Origin of the sequence: Micromonospora sp. NPDC049662, from assembly GCF_040675055.1 — a bacterium.
Classification (GTDB): Bacteria; Actinomycetota; Actinomycetes; order Mycobacteriales; family Micromonosporaceae; genus Micromonospora.
The window spans coordinates 196,272-215,517 of sequence record NZ_JBFAOC010000007.1; the positions used below are offsets into that span (position 1 = coordinate 196,272).

Annotated in this window: 17 protein-coding genes; 7 read left to right on the forward strand and 10 right to left on the reverse strand. The window is 71.9% G+C overall.

Features of this window, described 5'->3' with window-relative positions; translation table 11 throughout:
* Positions 1-10 precede the first annotated feature (10 nt).
* A complete protein-coding gene (locus AB0J36_RS08425; protein WP_357117888.1) occupies positions 11-571 on the reverse strand; it encodes an NAD(P)H-dependent oxidoreductase in 561 nt (186 codons plus the stop codon).
* 136 nt (positions 572-707) lie between these two features.
* Here AB0J36_RS08425 and AB0J36_RS08430 point away from each other — a divergent pair, with 136 nt between their 5' ends.
* The gene (locus AB0J36_RS08430) at positions 708-1,172 is read left to right on the forward strand and encodes a MarR family transcriptional regulator (protein WP_357117885.1); all 465 of its coding nucleotides are present in this window, start codon (positions 708-710) and stop codon (positions 1,170-1,172) included.
* A 3-nt stretch (positions 1,173-1,175) separates the two neighbouring features.
* Here the strand turns inward: AB0J36_RS08430 and AB0J36_RS08435 are convergent, their stop codons facing one another.
* From AB0J36_RS08435 to AB0J36_RS08445, 3 genes are all read right to left on the reverse strand, one after another.
* Complete coding sequence (locus AB0J36_RS08435) at positions 1,176-1,514, reverse strand: transcriptional regulator (protein WP_357117882.1); 339 nt, start codon at positions 1,512-1,514, stop codon at positions 1,176-1,178.
* Positions 1,511-2,245 (reverse strand): hypothetical protein, encoded by a 735-nt coding sequence (locus AB0J36_RS08440; protein ID WP_357169651.1) that lies wholly within the window; start codon positions 2,243-2,245, stop codon positions 1,511-1,513. The genes AB0J36_RS08435 and AB0J36_RS08440 overlap by 4 nt, the downstream gene beginning before the upstream one ends.
* Before the next feature lie 146 nt (positions 2,246-2,391).
* Entirely contained in the window at positions 2,392-4,725 is a 2,334-nt protein-coding gene (locus tag AB0J36_RS08445; RefSeq protein ID WP_357169648.1) for a beta-L-arabinofuranosidase domain-containing protein, read from the reverse strand.
* A 321-nt stretch (positions 4,726-5,046) separates the two neighbouring features.
* On the opposite strand from AB0J36_RS08445, the gene AB0J36_RS08450 reads away from it, so the two are divergent.
* Positions 5,047-6,096: an LD-carboxypeptidase gene (locus AB0J36_RS08450; RefSeq protein ID WP_357169645.1), complete on the forward strand. Its 1,050-nt coding sequence runs from the start codon at positions 5,047-5,049 to the stop codon at positions 6,094-6,096.
* A 151-nt stretch (positions 6,097-6,247) separates the two neighbouring features.
* On the opposite strand, the gene AB0J36_RS08455 is transcribed toward AB0J36_RS08450, so the two are convergent.
* From AB0J36_RS08455 to AB0J36_RS08480, 6 genes are all read right to left on the reverse strand, one after another.
* Positions 6,248-7,987, reverse strand: coding sequence for an IucA/IucC family siderophore biosynthesis protein (locus tag AB0J36_RS08455; protein WP_363660347.1), 1,740 nt, complete (start codon positions 7,985-7,987; stop codon positions 6,248-6,250).
* A gap of 101 nt (positions 7,988-8,088) precedes the next feature.
* Positions 8,089-8,682 (reverse strand): GNAT family N-acetyltransferase, encoded by a 594-nt coding sequence (locus AB0J36_RS08460; protein ID WP_363660338.1) that lies wholly within the window; start codon positions 8,680-8,682, stop codon positions 8,089-8,091.
* Complete coding sequence (locus AB0J36_RS08465) at positions 8,679-9,956, reverse strand: SidA/IucD/PvdA family monooxygenase (protein ID WP_363660339.1); 1,278 nt, start codon at positions 9,954-9,956, stop codon at positions 8,679-8,681. The genes AB0J36_RS08460 and AB0J36_RS08465 overlap by 4 nt, the downstream gene beginning before the upstream one ends.
* Before the next feature lie 25 nt (positions 9,957-9,981).
* Positions 9,982-11,451 (reverse strand): aspartate aminotransferase family protein, encoded by a 1,470-nt coding sequence (locus AB0J36_RS08470; protein WP_357398763.1) that lies wholly within the window; start codon positions 11,449-11,451, stop codon positions 9,982-9,984.
* A 189-nt stretch (positions 11,452-11,640) separates the two neighbouring features.
* Entirely contained in the window at positions 11,641-12,498 is an 858-nt protein-coding gene (locus tag AB0J36_RS08475) for a siderophore-interacting protein (RefSeq protein ID WP_363660340.1), read from the reverse strand.
* A gap of 4 nt (positions 12,499-12,502) precedes the next feature.
* Positions 12,503-13,537 carry an ABC transporter substrate-binding protein gene (locus tag AB0J36_RS08480; RefSeq protein WP_363660341.1) on the reverse strand — a complete coding sequence of 345 codons (1,035 nt, stop codon included), beginning with the start codon at positions 13,535-13,537 and terminating at the stop codon, positions 12,503-12,505.
* A gap of 228 nt (positions 13,538-13,765) precedes the next feature.
* Between AB0J36_RS08480 and AB0J36_RS08485 the strand changes: the two genes are divergently transcribed.
* Genes AB0J36_RS08485 through AB0J36_RS08505 form a run of 5 tightly spaced genes read left to right on the forward strand, consistent with a single transcriptional unit; the run spans position 13,766 to position 19,202 of the window.
* Entirely contained in the window at positions 13,766-14,716 is a 951-nt protein-coding gene (locus AB0J36_RS08485) for an iron chelate uptake ABC transporter family permease subunit (RefSeq protein ID WP_357170553.1), read from the forward strand.
* Positions 14,713-15,744 carry an iron chelate uptake ABC transporter family permease subunit gene (locus AB0J36_RS08490; RefSeq protein ID WP_363660342.1) on the forward strand — a complete coding sequence of 344 codons (1,032 nt, stop codon included), beginning with the start codon at positions 14,713-14,715 and terminating at the stop codon, positions 15,742-15,744. Before AB0J36_RS08485 ends, AB0J36_RS08490 begins: the two co-directional genes overlap by 4 nt.
* A 23-nt stretch (positions 15,745-15,767) precedes the next feature.
* The gene (locus AB0J36_RS08495) at positions 15,768-16,571 is read left to right on the forward strand and encodes an ABC transporter ATP-binding protein (protein WP_357117854.1); all 804 of its coding nucleotides are present in this window, start codon (positions 15,768-15,770) and stop codon (positions 16,569-16,571) included.
* A complete protein-coding gene (locus AB0J36_RS08500; protein WP_363660343.1) occupies positions 16,568-18,622 on the forward strand; it encodes a penicillin acylase family protein in 2,055 nt (684 codons plus the stop codon). The genes AB0J36_RS08495 and AB0J36_RS08500 overlap by 4 nt, the downstream gene beginning before the upstream one ends.
* Positions 18,612-19,202, forward strand: a complete 591-nt coding sequence (locus tag AB0J36_RS08505; RefSeq protein WP_363660344.1) for a GNAT family N-acetyltransferase — start codon at positions 18,612-18,614, stop codon at positions 19,200-19,202. Before AB0J36_RS08500 ends, AB0J36_RS08505 begins: the two co-directional genes overlap by 11 nt.
* Positions 19,203-19,246 lie beyond the last annotated feature (44 nt).

Sequence of the window (19,246 nt, forward strand, 5' to 3'; positions counted from 1 at the left end):
CCGATAAAGGTCAGCCCTGGCGCAGCGGCGCGAGCGCGGTGCTCCAGGCCACGACCTGGTCGAGGGTGGTGGTCAGCGCCGGCAGGTGCTGGTCGCCGGGCTTGAAGGTGCTGAAGTTCTCGAAGTCGGTGTAGAGCGAGAGCGCGACCTGCGAGCGCACGTCGGCCATCTGCAGCTCACCGGCGATCAGGCGCAGGTGCTCCACGGCCCGGGCGCCACCGAGGGAGCCGTAGCTGACGAACCCGACGGCCTTGTTGTTCCACTCGTTGTAGAGGAAGTCGATGGCGTTCTTCAGGGCGCCGGAGGTCGAGTGGTTGTACTCGGGCGTCACCATCACGAAGCCGTCGAACGACGCGATGGTCTCGGCCCAGCGCAGCGTGTGGGGCTGGCTGTACTGGCCCATCGCCGGCGGCATCGCCTCGTCGAGGTGCGGCAGCTTGTAGTCGAGCAGGTCGATCAGCTCGAACTGCGCGTCGGTGCGCTGCTGGGCGATCTCGTGGACCCAGCGGGCGACGGCTTCGCCGTTGCGCCCCGGGCGGGTGCTTCCGAGGATGATCCCGATCCTGGTCATGGCTGCGCCTTTCAGTAGTCCGAACCTGACCGCCGGAACGCTAGCCGCTCCTTGCTTCGTCAAGCAAATGACCGTGGTATGAGCACCCTCACACCCACAGTAAGCAATTGCTCAATCAAGCAACTATGCTTGCGGGATGGCCGATCCCCACCCCGAGGCGCCGCGACCCCTCGAACCCGACGAGGAGGCGCTGGTTCGCGCCCTGGGCCAGGTGATGTACGTGGTGCCACGCGCGATCGACGCCGACATGGTGGGCGACCGGCAGCTACCGCTGACCGAGTACACCGCCCTGATGAACCTCTCCGAGGCGCCGGAGCGGCGAATGCGGATGCACGAACTCGCTACGGCCTGTTACCTCTCGTTGAGCGGCATGACCCGGACGATCATCCGACTGGAGAGCCAGGGACTGGTCAAGCGGGAACGGTGCGAGGAGGACGCCCGCGGCTGGAACGCGGTGCTCACCGACGCGGGCTTCGCCCGCCTCCAGGAGTCCTGGCCCAGCCATCTCGCTGCCGTACGGCAGCGGTTCCTGCGCCACTTCGAAGGGCTCGACCTGGCCGAGCTGGCCCGCGCGTTCCGGCGCGCGGGAACGGCCGACTGAGGTTCAGGTCACCGGGTCACCGGTCGGCGGCGGCCCGGTCTGCTCGACCTGCTGGATGAGTTGCTTGAGGTGGGCGATCTCGTCGCGCAGGGCGGCCTGACCGGCAGCGGTGAGAGTCACCCAGGTACGCGGGCGCTTGCCCTCGTAGCCCTTCTCGATCTGGATCAGCTCGGCCTTCTCCAGGACGGTCAGGTGCTGCCCGAGATTGCCCGCGGTCAGCTGCAGGGTGGTGCGTAGGAAGCCGAACTCGACCTGGCGAGCCTGGTGCGCGATGGCCAGGATGCCCAGTCGGACGCGCTGGTGGACCACGTCGTCGAGGCCGTTGGTGGGATGGTCGGTCATCGCCTCGGAACCTCGGTGCTCGGCCGGAACAGGGCGAAGGCCGCGCTGCCGAGCAGCAGCAGCGCCGCAGCGAGGAGCAGGTGCGGCAGGAAGAACCACGGCGAGGTCGAGTGGATGACCTGGCCGCCCTGCACCATCACGATCACCAGGTAGACGAGGCTGTACGCCAGCAGCGCCCAGTTGCGTTCGACCCACGCGAGCACCATCAGCGCCAGCGCGATGACCGCGACGGGACTGGCCAGTCCGTTGACGAGCCACGTCGCCGGCCCGACCTCGATCTTGACCGGGTCGGTGGAGAAGGGGTCGGCGGGGACGGGGAGGAGCGGGTGGAACGTCAGCCAGATCGACACGGCGGCCATCAGCACGGCCAACGCGACGCCGACGACGACGTAGGGGCGGATCGGGGTGCCCACGCCACGGCGTCGGGACTGCCGTACGTAGAAGCCGGCGATCGCCACGTACGCGAGCACCAGCGCGACGGTCCAGTACCCGAGCTCCGCCGGATTGGGCGCCATGCAGACCGTGTGCCCCGGGCGGGATCGGCAGGTGTCGAACACATCGAGGTAGGGGGCGTACCGGTAGACGGGGATCGCGGCCAGGGTGACCACCGCGAGGACCAGCAGCGGAAACCAGGTGCCGCGCTGGGCGACCTGGACCTGGCGGGTCAGGTCGCGCACAGCGGCCAACAGCTCCCGAGGGCCGTCCGCCTGCGGAGCGGATTCGTGTGTCATGAAGTTAGCTTTGCATTACAGACCTATCCGCGCAAGAGAGTTCGGCAAGATCTCGCGGGCCGGGCCGAGACAGCACGAGGGGCGTGTGTCGAAGCCCCCGATTCGGGGTTTCGACACACGCCCCGGCCAGGCCGAGCCTCGACGGTCTAGGCGTTGGCCACCAGCCGCCAGCGGTTGTCCGCGCTGCCGTTGTCCGAATCCTGCACCGCCTGCGCGCCCCGGGCGGTGGAGTTGTTCAGGATGCCGAGCAGCTTGCCGCTGTTGACGTTGCGGATCTTGTAGGTGCCGTCGCCGTTGTCGACGAGCGTCCACCGGTGGTCGGCGGTGCCGTTGTCCGACCACTGCAGGACGCGGGCGTTGTCGGCGGTGGACATGTTCTCCACACCGAGGACCTTGCCGCTGTTGACGTTGCGGAACCGGACGGCGTTGCCATCGGTGATCATGACCCAGTTGTGGTCGGCCGTGCCGCTGTCGTCCCACTGCAGGGCCAGCCCGCCGTCGGCGGTGGACATGTTCTGGATGCCGAGGACCATCCCGCTGCCCACGTTGACCAGCCGGTAACTGCCTCCGCCGCTGCTGCCGCTGGTGTTCCAGTACACCGTGTAGTTGAACCCGTGGGCGTCCTGGAACGGCCCGAGGTTGACGGTGGACCCGTTCGCGGTGGCCGTGAACGCGAGCGAGCTGGTGCTGGTCCGGGCGACCGACGAGACCACGAGCGACGGCAGCGAGTTGAGCGTGGTGTTGCCGTAGTTGCCGCAGAGCACGCTCGGGCCGTACGTGACGGCGGCGACGCTGGGATTGTCGTTGGCCGCCCGCATGACGACCCGCATGGGCAGTCGTACGGTGATGGTGTCGCCGGCGGCCCAGGTGCGGGTGACGGTGGCGTAGCTGCCCGGCGTCGTGGTGACCGACTCGGCCACACCGTTGACGCTGATGGTCGCGCCGCTCGTCCACGCCGGGATGCGCACCCGGATGCTCCACGAGCCACTCATCGTGCCGGAGAGCGTGAGCGTGCTGGTGTCGCTCACCGGGTACGTGGTGCTCTGGGTGACCGTGATCCCCCGCTGCGACCAGTTCAGCTCGGACGGCACGAAGAGGTTCACCGTGAGCGTCGTGCCGCTGTAGAAGTAGACGGAGTCCATCAACTTCGTGTTGATCTCCAGGCCGGTGCCCTGGCAGCACCAGAATGAGTTGTAGTCGGTGCTCCAGGTGCCGCCACCCCACGCCGGGCCGACGCCCCGCCGCCCACCGGGCTTGAGCGGGGTGAAGTAGGTGATGTGGCCACGGCTGTCGGCCGGGTTCTGCGCGCCGAGCAGGTGGTTGATCATCGCGCGCTCGTAGAAGTCGAAGTAGTCGGTCCGGTTCGGATCGAGCAGCCACAGCTCCCGCGTCAGCTTGAGCATGTTGTAGGTGTTGCACTGCTCGCAGGTGTCGTTGCTCAGGTAACCGGCGATGGCGTTCGGCGCGCGGAAGTGCTCGGCCTGGCTGTTGCCGCCGATGACGTAGGAGTGCGCGCCCACGGTGATGTTCCACGCGTTGCTGGCGATGTCCCGGTAGCGGGTGGTCCCGGTGGCCTTGAACTCGCGGGCCGCGCCGATCCACTTGGGCACCTGCGTGTTGGCGTGCAGACCGTTGAGCTGGTCCTGGTTGCTGGCCAGGGGGTTGAACACCGAGGCGTGGTCGAACCGCTGGGCCGTGGTGAGCCACCGGCTGTCACCGGTCATCTGGTAGATGTCCGTCAGCACGTCGTTCATGCCACCGAACTCGGTGCCGAGCATCGACTGCATCTGGCTGGAGCTGAGCCGGGACGTGCGGGTGTCGACCCAGCCGGCGAGGGCCAGCAGCACCGTACGGGCCTGGGTGTTGCCGGTGTAGCGCCAGACGTCGAGCAGGCCGGCGAGCGTCTTGTGGATGCAGTAGTACGGGACGTTTCCGTTGGACAGGGTCCGCGCCTCGAGCGCGGAGAAGTCCGACTCCGGGAAGCCGGAGAGGTAGCCCGCGCCGAACCCGGCCGCGCCGTTGTTCGCCTGGCACTTGGCCATCTCGGCGACCATGTAGTTCGCCTTGTCCCGGCAGGTGGTGTCGCCCAGCACCGCGTAGGCATAGGACCACGCGGTCAGGAAGTGCCCCTGCATGTGCGTACGGAACGGGAAGTTCGGCGCGTCCCACCCACCGTTGGTGGCGGCGCCGTTGGTGGACAGCCGGTGGTTGGCGCGGAAGTTGTAGAGCATCCGGTCAACGTCGACGAAGCGCAGATAGTTCAGGGTGCGGTTCTGGTTGTCCAGCCAACGGCCGCTGGTCAGTCGTACCTGACCGGGGTCGAAGGCGTAGGCCGCGACGCCGATGTCCGCGCGCGCTGGCGGGACCACCGCGGCGGCGGCGGGGCCGGCGCCCAGCGTCGCGGCGCCGGTCGCGGAGACCACGGCGGTGGCGCCGGCGGCCTGCAGAACGCGGCGTCGGCTGAGGGGCAGGGACGACATGGGACCTCCAAATGAGCGCTACCGGCGATGGGACGGCAACCGGGCGGGACGGGCTCGGCGGGATGCAGGGGTCCGAACGTTAGCGTTCACATCCGTGTTCGGCATGTTACGGCCGGACTACGCACAAATTCAAGGTTCTAACTATTACGGCTCCCTGTGCACCACGCCTGAGCTGGCAGATCAGGAGCGGCGACACGGGTGCGGTGGGGGTCTTCACCTCGTGTTATCGATAACACCAGTGGATCTCTGCTCGGTGCGGCCACCGTCGGCGCGCACCGAAACGGGGTGCGCGGCGACCGGTGCCGCTGGTGGAATCTCGGAATGAAGCACGATCTTGTACGTCCACCGAAGGCACGCCCGGGTGACCGGATCGCGGTCCTGTCGCCGTCCTTCGCCGCCGCCGGCGCCTTTCCCGAGATCCACGAGCAGGCCATGCGCCGGCTCGCCGACGTGACCGGCCTCGTCCCGGTCGAGTACCCCACCACCCGCACGGTCGGCGCGAGCGCACAGGCCCGCGCGGCGGACGTCAACGCCGCCTTCGCCGATCCTCGGGTACGCGCGATCCTGGCCGTCGTCGGCGGCGACGACCAGATCACCGTCGTCCCCCACCTGGACGCCGACCTGGCCCGCGCCGACCCGAAGCCGTTCCTGGGCACCAGCGACAACACCAACCTGCACCAGTGGCTCTGGGGGCTCGGCATCGCGAGCTTCTACGGCGGGTCGTCCCAGGTGCACCTCGGCCCCGGTCCCGCCGTGGACGACATCCACGCCCGCTCGCTGCGCGCCGCGCTGCTCACCGGCGAGCGGTTGGAGATCACCGACCCGGGCGAGTCCGAGGATGTCGGGGTTCCCTGGGACGATCCGCGGGCGTTGCAGTCGTTCGGGGAACGCGAGCCGGCCGAGCCGTGGACCTGGCACGGGCCGCGCCGCACCGTCACCGGCCCCACCTGGGGTGGCTGCCTGGAGGTCCTGCAGTGGCTCCTCACGGCGGGGCGTTTCCCGTTCGGACCGGAGGTGCTGCGCGGCGGCGTGCTGATCATCGAGACGTCGGAGGAGCTGCTCCCCGCGCGCGAGGTCGGTTGGATCGTCCGCTCGCTGGGGGAACGCGGTCTCCTGGCCGCCGCCGACGCGGTCCTGGTCGCCCGTCCCCCGGTCTCCGACCTGGACCGCCGGCCCGACGCGCAGGAGCGGGCACGGCTACGCGAGCAGCAGCGCGACACGGTCGTGGACCAGATACACCGCTACAACCCCGAGGCGGTGGTCTGCGTCGGCGTGCCGTTCGGCCACACCAGACCGCAGTGGATCCTCCCGCACGGCGGCCCGGTGACCGTCGACGGTGCGCAACGCCGGATCTACGCCGACTACCGGTAGGCGAAGGGTCAGCCGATCCGGAGACCGTCACGTACGGGTACGACGCGTGGTTGCCGTGCCCGGCGGGGAATGATCACTTGATGCTGACCAGTTCCAGGAGGGGCCGGACAACTGGTCAGCATCAAGTGATCGCGATGAAGACGGAGTGGCGTCAGCGGGCCGGGGCGTGGGCGGCCAGTGGATTGGTGAGGGTGCCGACGAACTGCAGGGCGGCCGACGGATCGGCCAGGTCGATCATCTGCTGGTTGTCGCGGAGCTGAAGGCGGTTGAGGCAGGACAGCGCGAACTCGGGAGCGAACAGGTCGTAGTGGCGGACCCGCTCGGCCAGGTGCGGCACCCGCGCGAAGTAGTCGGCGGCGCAGGCCGCGACCGTGCCCCAGAAGGCGTCCTCGGTGAGCACCCCTGCCTCGACGAGGACGGCGTTGAGGTGGCGCAGGAAGCAGTCGACCACGTCGGTGAAGATGGTCAGCAACTTGGTGTCGTCGGGCACCTCGACGCGGATGCGCTCCACCTCGGCCGGCAGCTCGACGTCGGCGCTCAACACCGCGATCTCCTCGGCGATGTCCTTGAAGATCACCCGCTGGACGGTGTGCCGCTCGTCGAGGACCAGGATCACGTTCTCGCCGTGCGGCATGAAGGCCAGGTCGTGGGCGTAGAAGCTGTGCAGCAGCGGGGTCAGGTAGGCGTCCAGGTAGCGGCGTAGCCACACCTCGGGCGCCAGGCCGGACCGGTCGATCAGCGCCGCCGCCAGCGAGCCGCCGCCGTCGTCGACGTGCAGCAGCGCGGCCATCGTGGACAGTCGCTCCCCCGGGGCCAGACCCGGCACCGGGCTCTCCCGCCACAGGGCGGCGAGCATCTTGCGGTACGGGGAGGTCCGTTCGGTGGCCGCCTCGTACTGCCGGTGGCGGTAGCCGACCGCCGCCCGTTCCCGGATGACCGTCAGGCCCGTGCCGGCCAACACCTCGTCGGCGGCGATCAGATCGGCCAGCCAGTCGTTGATGGCCGGCGTGGCGGCCATGTACGCAGCCGACAGCCCGCGCATGAAGCCCATGTTCAGCACCGACAGCGCCGTCTTGACGTAGTGCCGGCCCGGATCGGTGACGTTGAAGAAGGTACGGATGGACTGCTGCGCGAGGTACGAGTCGGGGCCGGGGCCGAGGTGCACGAGCCGGCGTTCGGCCAACTCCCCCGCGAACGTCACCGCCAGCTTGTTCCACCATTGCCAGGGGTGCGCCGGAATGAGGTGGTAGTCGGCGAGGTCGAGCCCGAGGTCAGCCATCGTGGCGGCGAACCGCGCCCGGGTCGCAGCGTCCAACTCGCCGGAGATGAGCGCGTCGTAGTCGAGGTCGGCGGCGCTGCTGAACGTCGAGTGGTCCCGGTGCGCGGCCAGCCACTCCAGGCGTACCGGCGTGCCGGCTTCCGGGGCGTAGCGGTGGTACTCGTCGACGCCGAAGCCGAGCCGGCCGTTGTTGGCCACGAAGCAGGGGTGACCCTCGGTCATGGACGTCTCGATGGTCTGGAAGTCCGCGCCGGCCAGCTCGGCGGCGCTCGGCGCACCCTGGGCCAGCTTGTACGCCGTACCGGCCAGGGTGGAGGTGATCTCTTCCAGGTAGACGGGCAGCACCCGAGCGGAGAGCCCGAGAGTGCCGCGCAGCTCGACGATCAGGTCCACCGCGTCGGGTGGCAGCGACGTGCCGTCGCGGTGCCGGGTGATGCTGTCCGCGTCGATCTGCCAGTGGGCCAGGGCGAGCACCCGGGCGGCGAACCGGTAGGTGACGGACTCGTCGTCGCTGCGGACCTCGTACCACTGCCGGTCGTCGGGGCCCGGCACGGGCGTCGGGGTGAGCAGCCGCTCGTGGGTGAACTCGGCGAGCGCCTTGCGGACCAGCATCCGATTGGCCCGCGCCCAGCGCTGCGGGGTGAGGTGCGCGACCGGGTCACCCGGGGTGGCCGGGCCGGTGACGGTCGGCGAGGTGGGGACGGCGGTGGTGGTCACGCCGGGGCTCCTTCTGCTGCGGTGGCGGCGGCCGGCTCGGTGGCGGCCTGGAACTGGGCGCGGGTGCAGACGCTGAGCAGCGCCTCTTTCTCCGGCTTGGTGATCGGGCCGACGACCTCGAACCCGACGGCGGCGTTCAGCGCGTGCACGGCCGTGTTGCGCACGTCCGGCTCGACCACCACGCGCACGGTCGCCGGGTCGGCGAAGAGCCAGGCCAGGACGGTACGGATCACCGCGCGGGTGAAGCCGTGCACCGGCGTGCCGGCGGGTGCGCACAGGAAGTGCATGCCCACGTCGCCGGGTTGGTGGTCGTACCGGCCGACCAGCTCCACGTGCGCCGGGTCGTAGCGTTCGGCCAGGAACGCCGGACTCCCTCGCCACAGGCCCAGGTACGCGTCGTGGTGCGGGTGGGCGGCGATGCGCCGGTACTCCTCGACGACCTGGGCCTCGTCGGTGTCCTGCATCAACCAGAACGCCGACTTCGGGTGGGTCACCCAGCCGTGCAGGACCCCGGCGTCGCTCCCTGGGTCGAGGCGACGCAGGGCGAAGTTCCCGAGCCGCTCGTCGGCGCGGCTGAAGACCACGCTCACGACACCACCCCGAACTCCTGGAAGGTGATGCTCTTCTCGATCGGGTAGTGCTCGCGGCCGAGCAGCTCGCGGATGATCCAGGAGTTGCGGTACGCGCCCATGCCCAGGTCGGGTGAGGTGATGCTGTGCGTGTGGGTGCCCGCGTTCTGCAGGAAGATGCCCCGCGCGTCGTGGTCGATGCTGTAGTTGCGGGCCACGTCGAAGCGGCCGTGCGCGTCCCAGCGGATGCGCTCGCGCACCGGTTCGAGGAACGTCGGGACCCGGTAGTGGTAGCCGGTGGCCAGGACCAGACCCTCGGTGCGCAGGGTGAAGTCCCGCTCCTGCTCCACCTGCCGCAGCCCGAGCGTGTACTCCCCGTCGTGGTGGGTGGCGTCGACCAGCTCGGTGTTGGTGATCAGCCGGGTGTTCACCGGACCGGCGACGCTGTGCGCGTAGAGCAGGTCGAAGATGTCGTTGATCAGGTCGGCGTTGATTCCCTTGAACAGCCCCTTCTGCGCCGATTCCAGCCGGTAGCGGGTCTCCTCGGGCAGCGCGTGGAAGTAGTCCACGTAGTCCGGTGAGGTCATCTCCAACGTCAGCTTGGTGTATTCGAGGGGGAAGAACCGCGGCGAGCGGGTGACCCAGTTGAGCTGGTAGCCGTACCGGCCGATGTCGCCGAGGAGGTCGTGGTAGATCTCGGCGGCGCTCTGCCCGCTGCCCACCACGGTGATGCTGCGCCTGGTCCGCAGCGCGTCCCGATGCTCCAGGTAGCGCGAGTTGTGCACGGAGTCCCCGGGCAGCCCGGCGACGGCCGCCGGCAGGTGCGGCGGCGTGCCGGTGCCGAGCACCAGGTGCCGCGCCCGGTACTCGACGCTCTCGGACCCGCCGGTGGTGGCCCGCACCACGTACCGCCCGTCGGCGCTGTCGTACTCCACGGTGGTCACCGTCTGACCGAAGCGCAGGTTCGGCAGTTTCGCGGCCGCCCACCGGCAGTACGCGTCGTACTCGCTGCGCAGCGGGTAGAAGCTCTCCCGGATGTAGAACGGGTAGAGCCGGCCGATCTCCTTGAGGTAGTTGAGGAACGAGTACGGGGAGGTCGGATCGGCGAGGCTGACCAGGTCGGCGATGAACGGGGTCTGCAACCGGGCCGACTCCAGCAGCATGCCGGGGTGCCAGGCGAGGCTCGGTCGAGCCTCCAGGAACACCCCGTCCAGCTCGTCGATCGGCGCGGTGAGACAGGCCAGGCCCAGGTTGTACGGGCCCAGCCCGATGGCGACGAAGTCGTGGGTGGACATCTTCTTCTCCAGGCGGGGTTCGGGGTCAGCCGACGGGGCAGGTCAGGACGGCGGCGACGGTGTCGCGCACGTACCGCCCGGCGTGGCCGGCGATCAGTTCGAGCACCTGGCCGACGTCGTCGACGGTCGTGGCCGGGTTCAGCAGCGTGAACTTGAGAAAGTGCCGGCCGTCCACCCGGGTGCCGGCGACCACGGCGAGGCCGGAGGCGGCCAGCGCCTCCCGGGCGTACAGGTTGGCGGCGTCGGCCAGCTCCCGGCCCGGACCGGTGGGCAGGTAACGGAAGACCACGGTGCTCAACTGCGAGCGGGTCACCACCTCGAAGCGGGGGTCCTCGCTGACGAGCTGCCAGGCGTCGGCCGCGGCGTCGACCACCTCGTCGAAGAGTTCGCCGAGCGCGTCCGGGCCCATCACCCGCAGGGTCAGCCACAGCTTCAGCGCGTCGAAGCGGCGGGTGGTCTGCAGGCTCTTGTCGACCTGGTTCGGAATCCGCTGCTCCACCATGCGCGCCGGGTTGAGGTAGTCGGCGTGGTAGGTGGCGTGCCCCAGCGCCCGCCGGTCCCGGACCAGCAGCGCGCTGGAGCTGACCGGCTGGAAGAACGACTTGTGGTAGTCGACGGTCACCGAGTCGGCGCGTTCGATGCCGTCGAGCAGGTGCCGGCGCGTCGGCGAGACGAGCAGACCGCAGCCGTACGCGGCGTCGACGTGCAGCCAGACGCCGGTCTCCGCGCAGACCTCCGCCAGGTCCGCGAGCGGGTCGATGGAGCCGAAGTCGGTGGTGCCGGCGGTCCCGACGACGGCCATCGGGACCAGTCCGGCCGCCCGACACCGGGCGATCTCCTCGCGGACGGCGGCGGGCCGGACGCGTCGCCGCGCGTCGGTGGGCACCGCGATCACCGCGTCCGGGGCGAGGCCGAGGAGCTTGGCGGACTTCTGGACGCTGAAGTGCCCGGCGACCGAGGTGAGCACGCGCAGGCGGGGCAGCAGGTCCAGGCGTGCCGCCGGGGTGGTCGCGGCGAGGCACGCCTCCTCCCGGGCCAGCAGCAGCGCCTGGAGGTTCGACTGGCTGCCTCCGCTGGTGAACACTCCGTCGGCGTCCGGACCGAGACCGATCCGGGCGGCGGTCCAGTCGATCAACCGTCGCTCGATGAGCGTCGCGCCGGCGCTCTGGTCCCAGGTGTCCAGGGAGGAGTTGACGGCGCTGAGCACCGCCTCGCCGAGCAGCGCCGGGATGACCACCGGGCAGTTGAGGTGGGCCAGGTAGCGCGGGTGGTGGAACCAGACGGCGTCGCGCAGGTAGACGTCCTCCAGCTCGTCCAGCGCCGCGCCGGCGTCGCCCAGGGGCCGGTCCAGGTCGACGCTGTCGACGAGGGGCGCCAGCTCGCCCGGAGCGATTCCGGTGGTGGGCCGGTCCACCGTGGCGACCCGCCGGGCGACCCGGTCGACGCCGTCGGCGATCGCGCGCCGGTACTGCTCGACCGACCCGTCGTGCAACAGGTGGGCGCGGGCCCCGGCGGGCGCTGTGGCCGGTGGTAGAGCGGCCGGTGCGCTGCGCGGGTCGGTCTCGCCGGGGTACGTCGGCACGGTCACGGGATGTCCTTCCACGTTCTGACGATGGGCAGCCGGAACCCTCCCCCGGCGCGTGCGCGCGCCGGGGGCCGTGCTGCGTTCTGGTGGGATCGCCGGTCAGGCGGTGGCGCCGGCCAGCGCCTCGGCGCGCAGGTCCTCCTCGGAGAGGCCGCGCCGCCAGTAGCCGGCGAAGGTCACCCGTCGACGGTCGAAACCGCGCTCGCCGACCAGGTGCCGCCGCAGCGCCCGTACCACGCCGGACTCGCCGGCGATCCAGGCGTACGGCGCGACGGCCGGAAGTCGGGTGACGCGCAGCGCGCTGACCAGCAGATCGCTGCCGGGTGCGGTGCTGCCGCGCACGATCCAGCGGATCTCGGCGTCGGCGTCGGTGGGCAGCTCGGTGATGTCCGCCGCGTCCGGGACCTCGATCCAGGCGCGGACCCGGGTGCCGGCGGGCAGCCACGCCAGGATCCCGGCGGTGGCCGGCAGCGCGGTCTCGTCGGCGGCCAGCACCACGAGGTCGGTGTCGTCCGGTGGCCGGAAGCAGACGCTGCGGTTGTCGTACACCGCCGGGCCGAGCAGCAGCACCCGGTCACCGGCCACCGCCAGGCTGGCCCACCGCGAGGCGGGACCGGTGCCGCCGTGGCCGACGAAGTCGATGTCCACCTCGCCGACCGCCGGGCGGTGCTCCCGGATGGTGTACGAACGCATGACCGCGCGGACGTCCGGCGGGAGGGCCCGCCAGGCGCCGAACCAGTCCTCGCCGCGCTCGACCGGGACGACCGGGGCGTCCTGACCCGGGTGCGGCAGGAACAGCGAGACGCTCTGGTCCCGGCCGCCGCCGGCGAAGTCGACCAGCTCCGCGCCGCCGAAGGTGACCCGGATCAGCGAGGCCCCCACCTGACGGGCCCGCACGACGTGCGCGGCGAAGAAGCGGTACTGCAGGGTGACGGGTGCGACGGTGCTCGTACTCATGGCGTCAGCCGACCTTCTTCGCGTTCCGGATGGCGGTGGCGAGGTTCTCCAGCAGCGGCGCTGAGCCGGCGTACGAGAAGCGGGGGACCGCGTCCCACGGCGTCACCTGGTTGGCCCGCACGGCGGGCAGCTGTGTCCAGGTCGGCTTGGCGGCGAGGTCCTTGGGCTGCAACGCGGTGCTGCGGTTGTCGAGCAGAATCAGGTCGGCGGGGAACTTGCCGGCGTTCTCCCAGCTCAGCGCCTCGAAGTAGTCGCCGGCTTCGAGCTTGGTCGGCACCACGATGTCGACGCCCAGCTCGGCGAAGTACATGAGGTCGGTGCTGACCTTGGGGTTGGAGACGTAGAACAGGTCGGGGCTGCCCGAGCAGGCCATCACCCGGATGCCCGGGTTGGCCTTGACCGCCTGGCGGACGGCGTCGGCGGCGGCGTCGAAGCGGGCCTTCGCGTCGGTGACCTTCTTGGCGGACAGGTCGGCGCCGAGCGACTCTGCCAACGCGGCGTACCGCTCGATCGGCTTGGTCATCGGCACCCGCGCGGTGGTGATCGCCACGCTCGGCGCGAGCGGGAGGATCTTGTCCTTGCTCTCGTCCGGCACGTACCAGAGGGCGTCGGGGTCGTACATGTGCGTGACCAGCAGCTCGGGGCGCAGGGCCGCGTACTTCTCCAGGCTGAACTCGCCCCAGGTGTTGCCCAGGATCTCCACGGCCTCGACGTTCAGGTCACCGGCCTGGGGGTCCTTCGTGCCGTCGGCGCGCTTGGTCTCGCCGAACACGCCGACGACCTGCTTGTCGAGACCGAAATCGACCAGGGCCGCCGCCACGCCGGTAAAGGCCACCACACGCGCCGGACGGGCCGCCACCTCGACCTTCTTGGCGCGGTCGTCGGTGAACGACCAGGGGCCGGCGGTGTTGTCGCTGCCCGCAGGCTTGGCGGAATCGTCCTTGCCGCAGCCGGCGAGCAGCGCGGCCAGCGTGGCGGCGCCGCCAGCGGCCAGCAGGCCACGACGGGAGAGGCGACGGGCGGACAGTGCATCGGGCATGGTGTCGTCTTTCGATCAAAGGATGGCCGGGGTCGACCGGGACAGCGGGGTTAGGTTAGCCTAACCTCGCTTGTTGTCAACAGCGGTTCGCCGTGTCGCCACACCCCGGAGCCCACACTGGACGCCACACCCACCGTCACCAGCCCGACACCATCAGTGCCGGACGTGTCGACGGCCCCCGCACCGAAGCGACGCCGGGCGACCCGCGCCGCCGGCCTGCTCGCCGCCGTGGCACTGCTCGGCGTGATCCTGGTGCTCAGCATCGCGGTCGGCGCGAAGTCGCTGCCGCTCGCCGACGTCTGGTCCGGGCTGCTGCACCGCGACGCCACCGAGTACGCCGTGGTGCACCGGATGCGCCTGCCCCGCACCCTGCTCGGACTGCTCGCCGGCACGGCGCTCGGCGTGGCCGGCGCCGTGATGCAGGCGCTCACCCGCAACCCCCTCGCCGACCCAGGGCTGCTCGGCATCAACGCCGGAGCGTCCGCCGCCGTGGCCACCGCCGCCGCTTTCCTGGGCGTCACGGCGATCGGCGGGTACGTCTGGTTCGCGCTGCTCGGCGCGGCCCTGGTCACCGCGCTGGTCTACGCCGTCGGCGGCGGGCGGGGCGCCACCCCGGCCCGGCTCGCGCTGGCCGGCGCGGCGCTCAACGCCACCCTCTACTCGTTCGTGAGCGCGGTCATGCTGCTGGACACCGCCTCGCTGGACCGGCTGCGGTTCTGGACGGTCGGCTCGCTGGCCAGCGCCGATGCCGCGACGGTGGCCCGGGTGACGCCGTTCATCCTGGTCGGCCTGCTGGTCGCCCTCGGGGCTGCCCGTCCGCTGAACGCCCTCGCGCTCGGCGACGACGCGGCCCGGGCGCTGGGCGCCCGACCGGCCGTGATCCGGGCCGCCGTGATCGTCGCGGTCACCCTGCTCTGCGGCGCGGCGACCGCCGCCTGCGGTCCCATCGTCTTCGTCGGCCTGCTCGTGCCGCACCTGGTACGCGCGCTGACCGGGCCCGACCTGCGCTGGCTGCTGCCGTACTGCGCGGTGCTCGCGCCGGTCCTGCTGCTCGGCGCCGACGTGCTGGGCCGGGTGCTCGGCCGCCCCGGTGAACTCCAGGTCGGCATGGTCACCGCCGTGCTGGGCGGCCCGCTGTTCCTCTGGCTGGTCAGCCGCTCACGGCTGGTAGCCCCGTGAGCGCGGTCATTCGTACCCCCGGTGGGTTGTCGGTGCGGTTCCGCCCCCGCGCCCTGGCGGTCGGTCTCGGCGCGACGCTGCTCGCCGCCGGGCTCTCGCTGGTCGCGATGGGCAGCGGCGACTACCCGATGGGCCCGAGCGACGTGCTGCGCGCCCTGACCGGCGGCGGCAGCGTGGCGGAGCAGTTCATCGTGACCGAGCTGCGCCTGCCCCGGTTGGTCACGGCCCTGCTGGTCGGCGCCGCGCTGGCGCTGGGCGGCACGCTGTTCCAGTCGCTGGTCCGCAACCCGCTGGGCAGCCCGGACATCCTGGGCTTCACCCAGGGCGCGTCGACCGGCGCGCTGGTGGTGGTCGTCCTGGGCGGCGGCAGCCTGGCGCTGGCCGGGGCGGCGGTCGGCGGCGGGCTCGCCACCGGCCTGCTGATCTACGCGCTCGCGTGGCGGCGGGGCGTGCACGGCTACCGCCTCGTCCTGGTCGGCATCGGCGTCGCGGCGATCCTCACCGGCGTGAACGGCTACCTGCTGACCCGGGCCCCGCTGATGGACGCCGCCCGCGCGGTGCTGTGGCTCACCGGCAGCCTGGACGGGCGGGGTTGGGCCAACGCCGGGCCGCTGTTGGCCGTCACCGCCGTGCTCACGCCGCTGGTGCTCATCGGTTGCGCGCCGGCGCTGCGGATGATGGAACTGGGCGACGACACGGCCAGCGCGCTCGGCGTGCCGGTACGCCGGACGCGCCTGATGCTGCTCACCGCGGCGGTGCTGCTCGTGTCGTTCGCGGCGGCGGCGGCCGGCCCGGTGTCGTTCGTGGCGCTCGTCGCGCCGCACGTCGCCAAGCGGCTGACCCGCGCGCCCGGGCCGAACCTGCTGCCCTCGATGGCGGTCGGCGCGGCCCTGCTGGTCGGCGCCGACCTGGTGGCCCAGCGGGCGTTCGCCGGGCATCAGCTTCCGGTCGGCGTGGTGACCGGCGTGCTCGGCGGCGGCTACCTGGTCTGGCTGCTGGCCGTCGAACGCCGGGCGGGCCGGCTGTGACCAACTGTGAACAAGGAGCACCCATGACCTCCCGTCTTGGCGGCAGCGCGCTGACCCTCGCCTACGACCGGCGCACCATCTCCGAGAACCTCACCGTGGCGGTGCCCGACGGGTCGTTCACGGTGATCATCGGGCCGAACGCGTGCGGCAAGTCGACGCTGCTGCGCGCGCTGTCGCGGATGCTGCGCCCGAGCGCGGGCACGGTGCTGCTGGACGGTCGGGACATCCACGACCAGCCCGCCCGCAAGGTCGCCCGGACCCTCGGCCTGCTGCCACAGACGTCGATCGCGCCGGACGGGATCGGCGTCGCCGAACTGGTCGCCCGGGGGCGCTACCCGCACCAGGGGCTGCTGCGGCAGTGGTCGCGTGAGGACGAGCGGATCGTCGACGAGTCGATGGCCGCGACCGGGGTCGCCGACCTCGCCGACCGGCCGGTGGACGAGCTGTCCGGCGGCCAACGGCAGCGCGTCTGGATCGCGATGGCGCTGGCGCAGCAGACGCCGCTGCTGCTGCTCGACGAGCCGACGACCTACCTCGACATCGCCCACCAGATCGACATCCTGGACCTGTGCGCCCGGCTGCATGAGGAGCAGGGCCGTACGCTGGTCGCGGTGCTACACGACCTCAACCACGCCGCCCGGTACGCCACCCACCTCATCGCCATGCGCGACGGTCGGGTGGTGGCCGCCGGAGACCCGCGCGAGGTGGTGACCGCCGACCTGGTGGCCGAGGTGTTCGGGCTGCCCTGCCGGGTGATCGACGACCCGGAGACCGGCACCCCGCTGGTCGTACCGGCCGCCCGCCGACGCACGGCCGAACCGGCATGACGGCACGACGGTTCCGCGACCCGTGGGGCGTGCCGCACGTCCGCGCCGACGACCCGCTCGCTCTCGCGGCGGCGCAGGGTCGGGTGACCGCGTACGACCGGGCGTGGCAGATCGAGGTCGAGCGGCACCGGTCGCAGGGCACCAGCGCCGCCTTCCTCGGCGTCGACGCGCTCGGCTGGGACCGGTTCGCCCGGCAGGTCCGGCTGGACGACACCGCCCGCCGCGCTCACGCCAACCTGGACGCGTCGACCGCCGAGTGGGTGGGCGCGTACGTGACCGGGGTGAACGCCGGCCTCGCCGCCGGGGCGGCCCGCGCGCCGGAGTTCGCCGCCGTCGGGCTCGCCCCGGGCCGGTGGGAGCCGTGGACGCCGCTCGCGGTGTGGCTGGGGCATCACATCCTGTTCGCCGGGTTCCCGGGCAAGCTCTGGCGCGAGCACGTCGCGCGGTGTCTCGGCCCGGCGGCGGCCGAGGCGTTCGCCACCGACGGGCCGGCCGTCGCCGGCAGCAACGGATGGTTGCTCGCCGGTTCCCGCACGGCCAGCGGCGCGCCGCTGCTGGCCGGCGACCCGCACCGGATCCTCGAGGACCCGGGCGTCTACCAGCAGATCCGGCTGGCCTGCCCGGAGTACGACGTGGTCGGCCTGGCCGTGCCCGGCGTGCCGGGCATCGCACACTTCGGCCACGCCGGCCCGGTGGCGTGGGCGATCACCAACGCGATGGCCGACTACCAGGACGTCTACGTCGAACGGCTGCGCCGGCACGACACTGGTGTACGGGCGCTCGGCCCGGACGGCTGGCGGGAGGCGTCCGTCCACGTGGAGACGATCGAGGTGGCCGGAGCGGACCCGGTCGAGGTGGAGCTGGTGGAGACCGACCGGGGCCCGGTGATCGCCGGCGGGCCGGACGACGAGACGGCGCTGAGCCTGCGCTATCCGCCCCGGGTCACCGGCGAGCTGGGCTTCGCGGCGATACCGGAGCTGCTGCGGGCCCGTAGCGTGTCCGACGTGGACACCGCCCTGCGGCACTGGGTGGAGCCGGTCAACGTGGTGCAGGCGGCCGACACCGCCGGTGGCCTGCTGCACCGGGTCGCCGGTGCGGTACCCGTGCGGCACCCGGACAACGGCCGCCGGCCGGTCCCGGCGTGGGAGGCGGCGTACGCCTGGCAGGGCTGGTACGCGCCGATGCCTCGGGCCGAGGTGGCCGACCGGGCGGTGATGGCCAACGAACGCGGGCTGTCCGCGCCGCTCGGCGTCGAGTTCGCCGCACCGCACCGCGCGCGCCGGATCGCCGACCTGCTCGACGCCGGCCGAGACGTCACCGCCGCAGACATGACGGCGATCCACACCGACACGTACCTCGGTTCCGCCGGGGCGCTGCTGGGGGTGCTCGACGCTCTGACCGGGCTCGGTCCGGCCGCCGCCGCCCTGCGCGATCGGCTGCTGCGCTGGGACCGGCGGATGCACGCCGACAGCGTCGACGCGGCCGACTTCGCTCTCCTGCGCGCCGCCGTCGTACGCCGGATCGCCGACCACCCGGCGCTGGCCGCGCTGGCCGAGCCGCCCGCGTACCCCGAGGTGTTCGCGCCCTGGTTGGCGCTGAGGGCGCGGGTCGGTTACGCGCTGGAGCACCTGCTCGGCGCGGCCCCGCTGCCCGGCCTCGACGTCGCGGCGGTGGTGCGCGCGGCGGCTGAGGAGGTCGCGGCCGCGACGGACGGTACGGTGCGCTGGGGTGACCTGCACCGGCTGACGGCCTGGCGGGCGCTGCCCGACCCGGACGCCGCGCCCGGCCCCCGCCTCGACGGCGACCACGACTGCGTGCTGGCCACGTCGAGCGTGCCCGGGGTCACCCACGGATGCTTCCGGGGGCCGGCCGCGCGGTACGTCTGGGACCTGGCCCGGCGCCAGGACAGCCGGTGGGTGGTCCCGTCCGGCGTCAGCGGAGTGCCGGGCGACGAGCACCACCACGACCAGCGGTCCGCGTGGCTGGCCGGTGAGCTGCTGCCGGTGACGACCGACTGGGACCGCCTCACCGAGGAGCCGGATGAGCAGTGACCGACAGCACCACCGACGCGACGTCCCCGGATTCGGTGTGGTCACCATCCGGCCGGTACGCCCCGACGACGACGCCGACCTGCTGCACGGTTGGGTCACGATGGACCGGGCCCGGTTCTGGGGGATGCGCGACGCCAGCCGCGAGCGGGTGCGGGAGATCTACGCGTACCTGGATTCGCTGACCACCCACCACGCGTACCTGGTGCACCGCGACGGCGTGCCGGCGGCGCTGGCGCAGACGTACGAGCCCGGGGCCGACCCGGTCGGCGACTGCTACGAGGTACGTCCCGGCGACGTGGGCGTCCACCTGCTCATCGGGCCCCCGGTGAGCGCCGAGCCCGGTTTCACCGGCGCGCTGTTCGGGACGATCCTGAACTTCGTTTTCGCCGACCCGGGGCGGCTGCGGGTCGTCATGGAGCCGGACGTGCGCAACGACCGGATGCTCCGGCGGCTGCGGCGCAGCGGGTTCCGCGCCGGCCCGGTGATCGAGCTGCCGGAGAAGCAGGCGCGGCTGCACTTCCTCGACCGGCCCGAGCGCGTCGGCCTCGCCAACGGCCGAGCCCACGACGACGCCGGCTGAGCCCACCACGGCGACGGCCGCCGGTCGGGATGCGCGCGCATCCC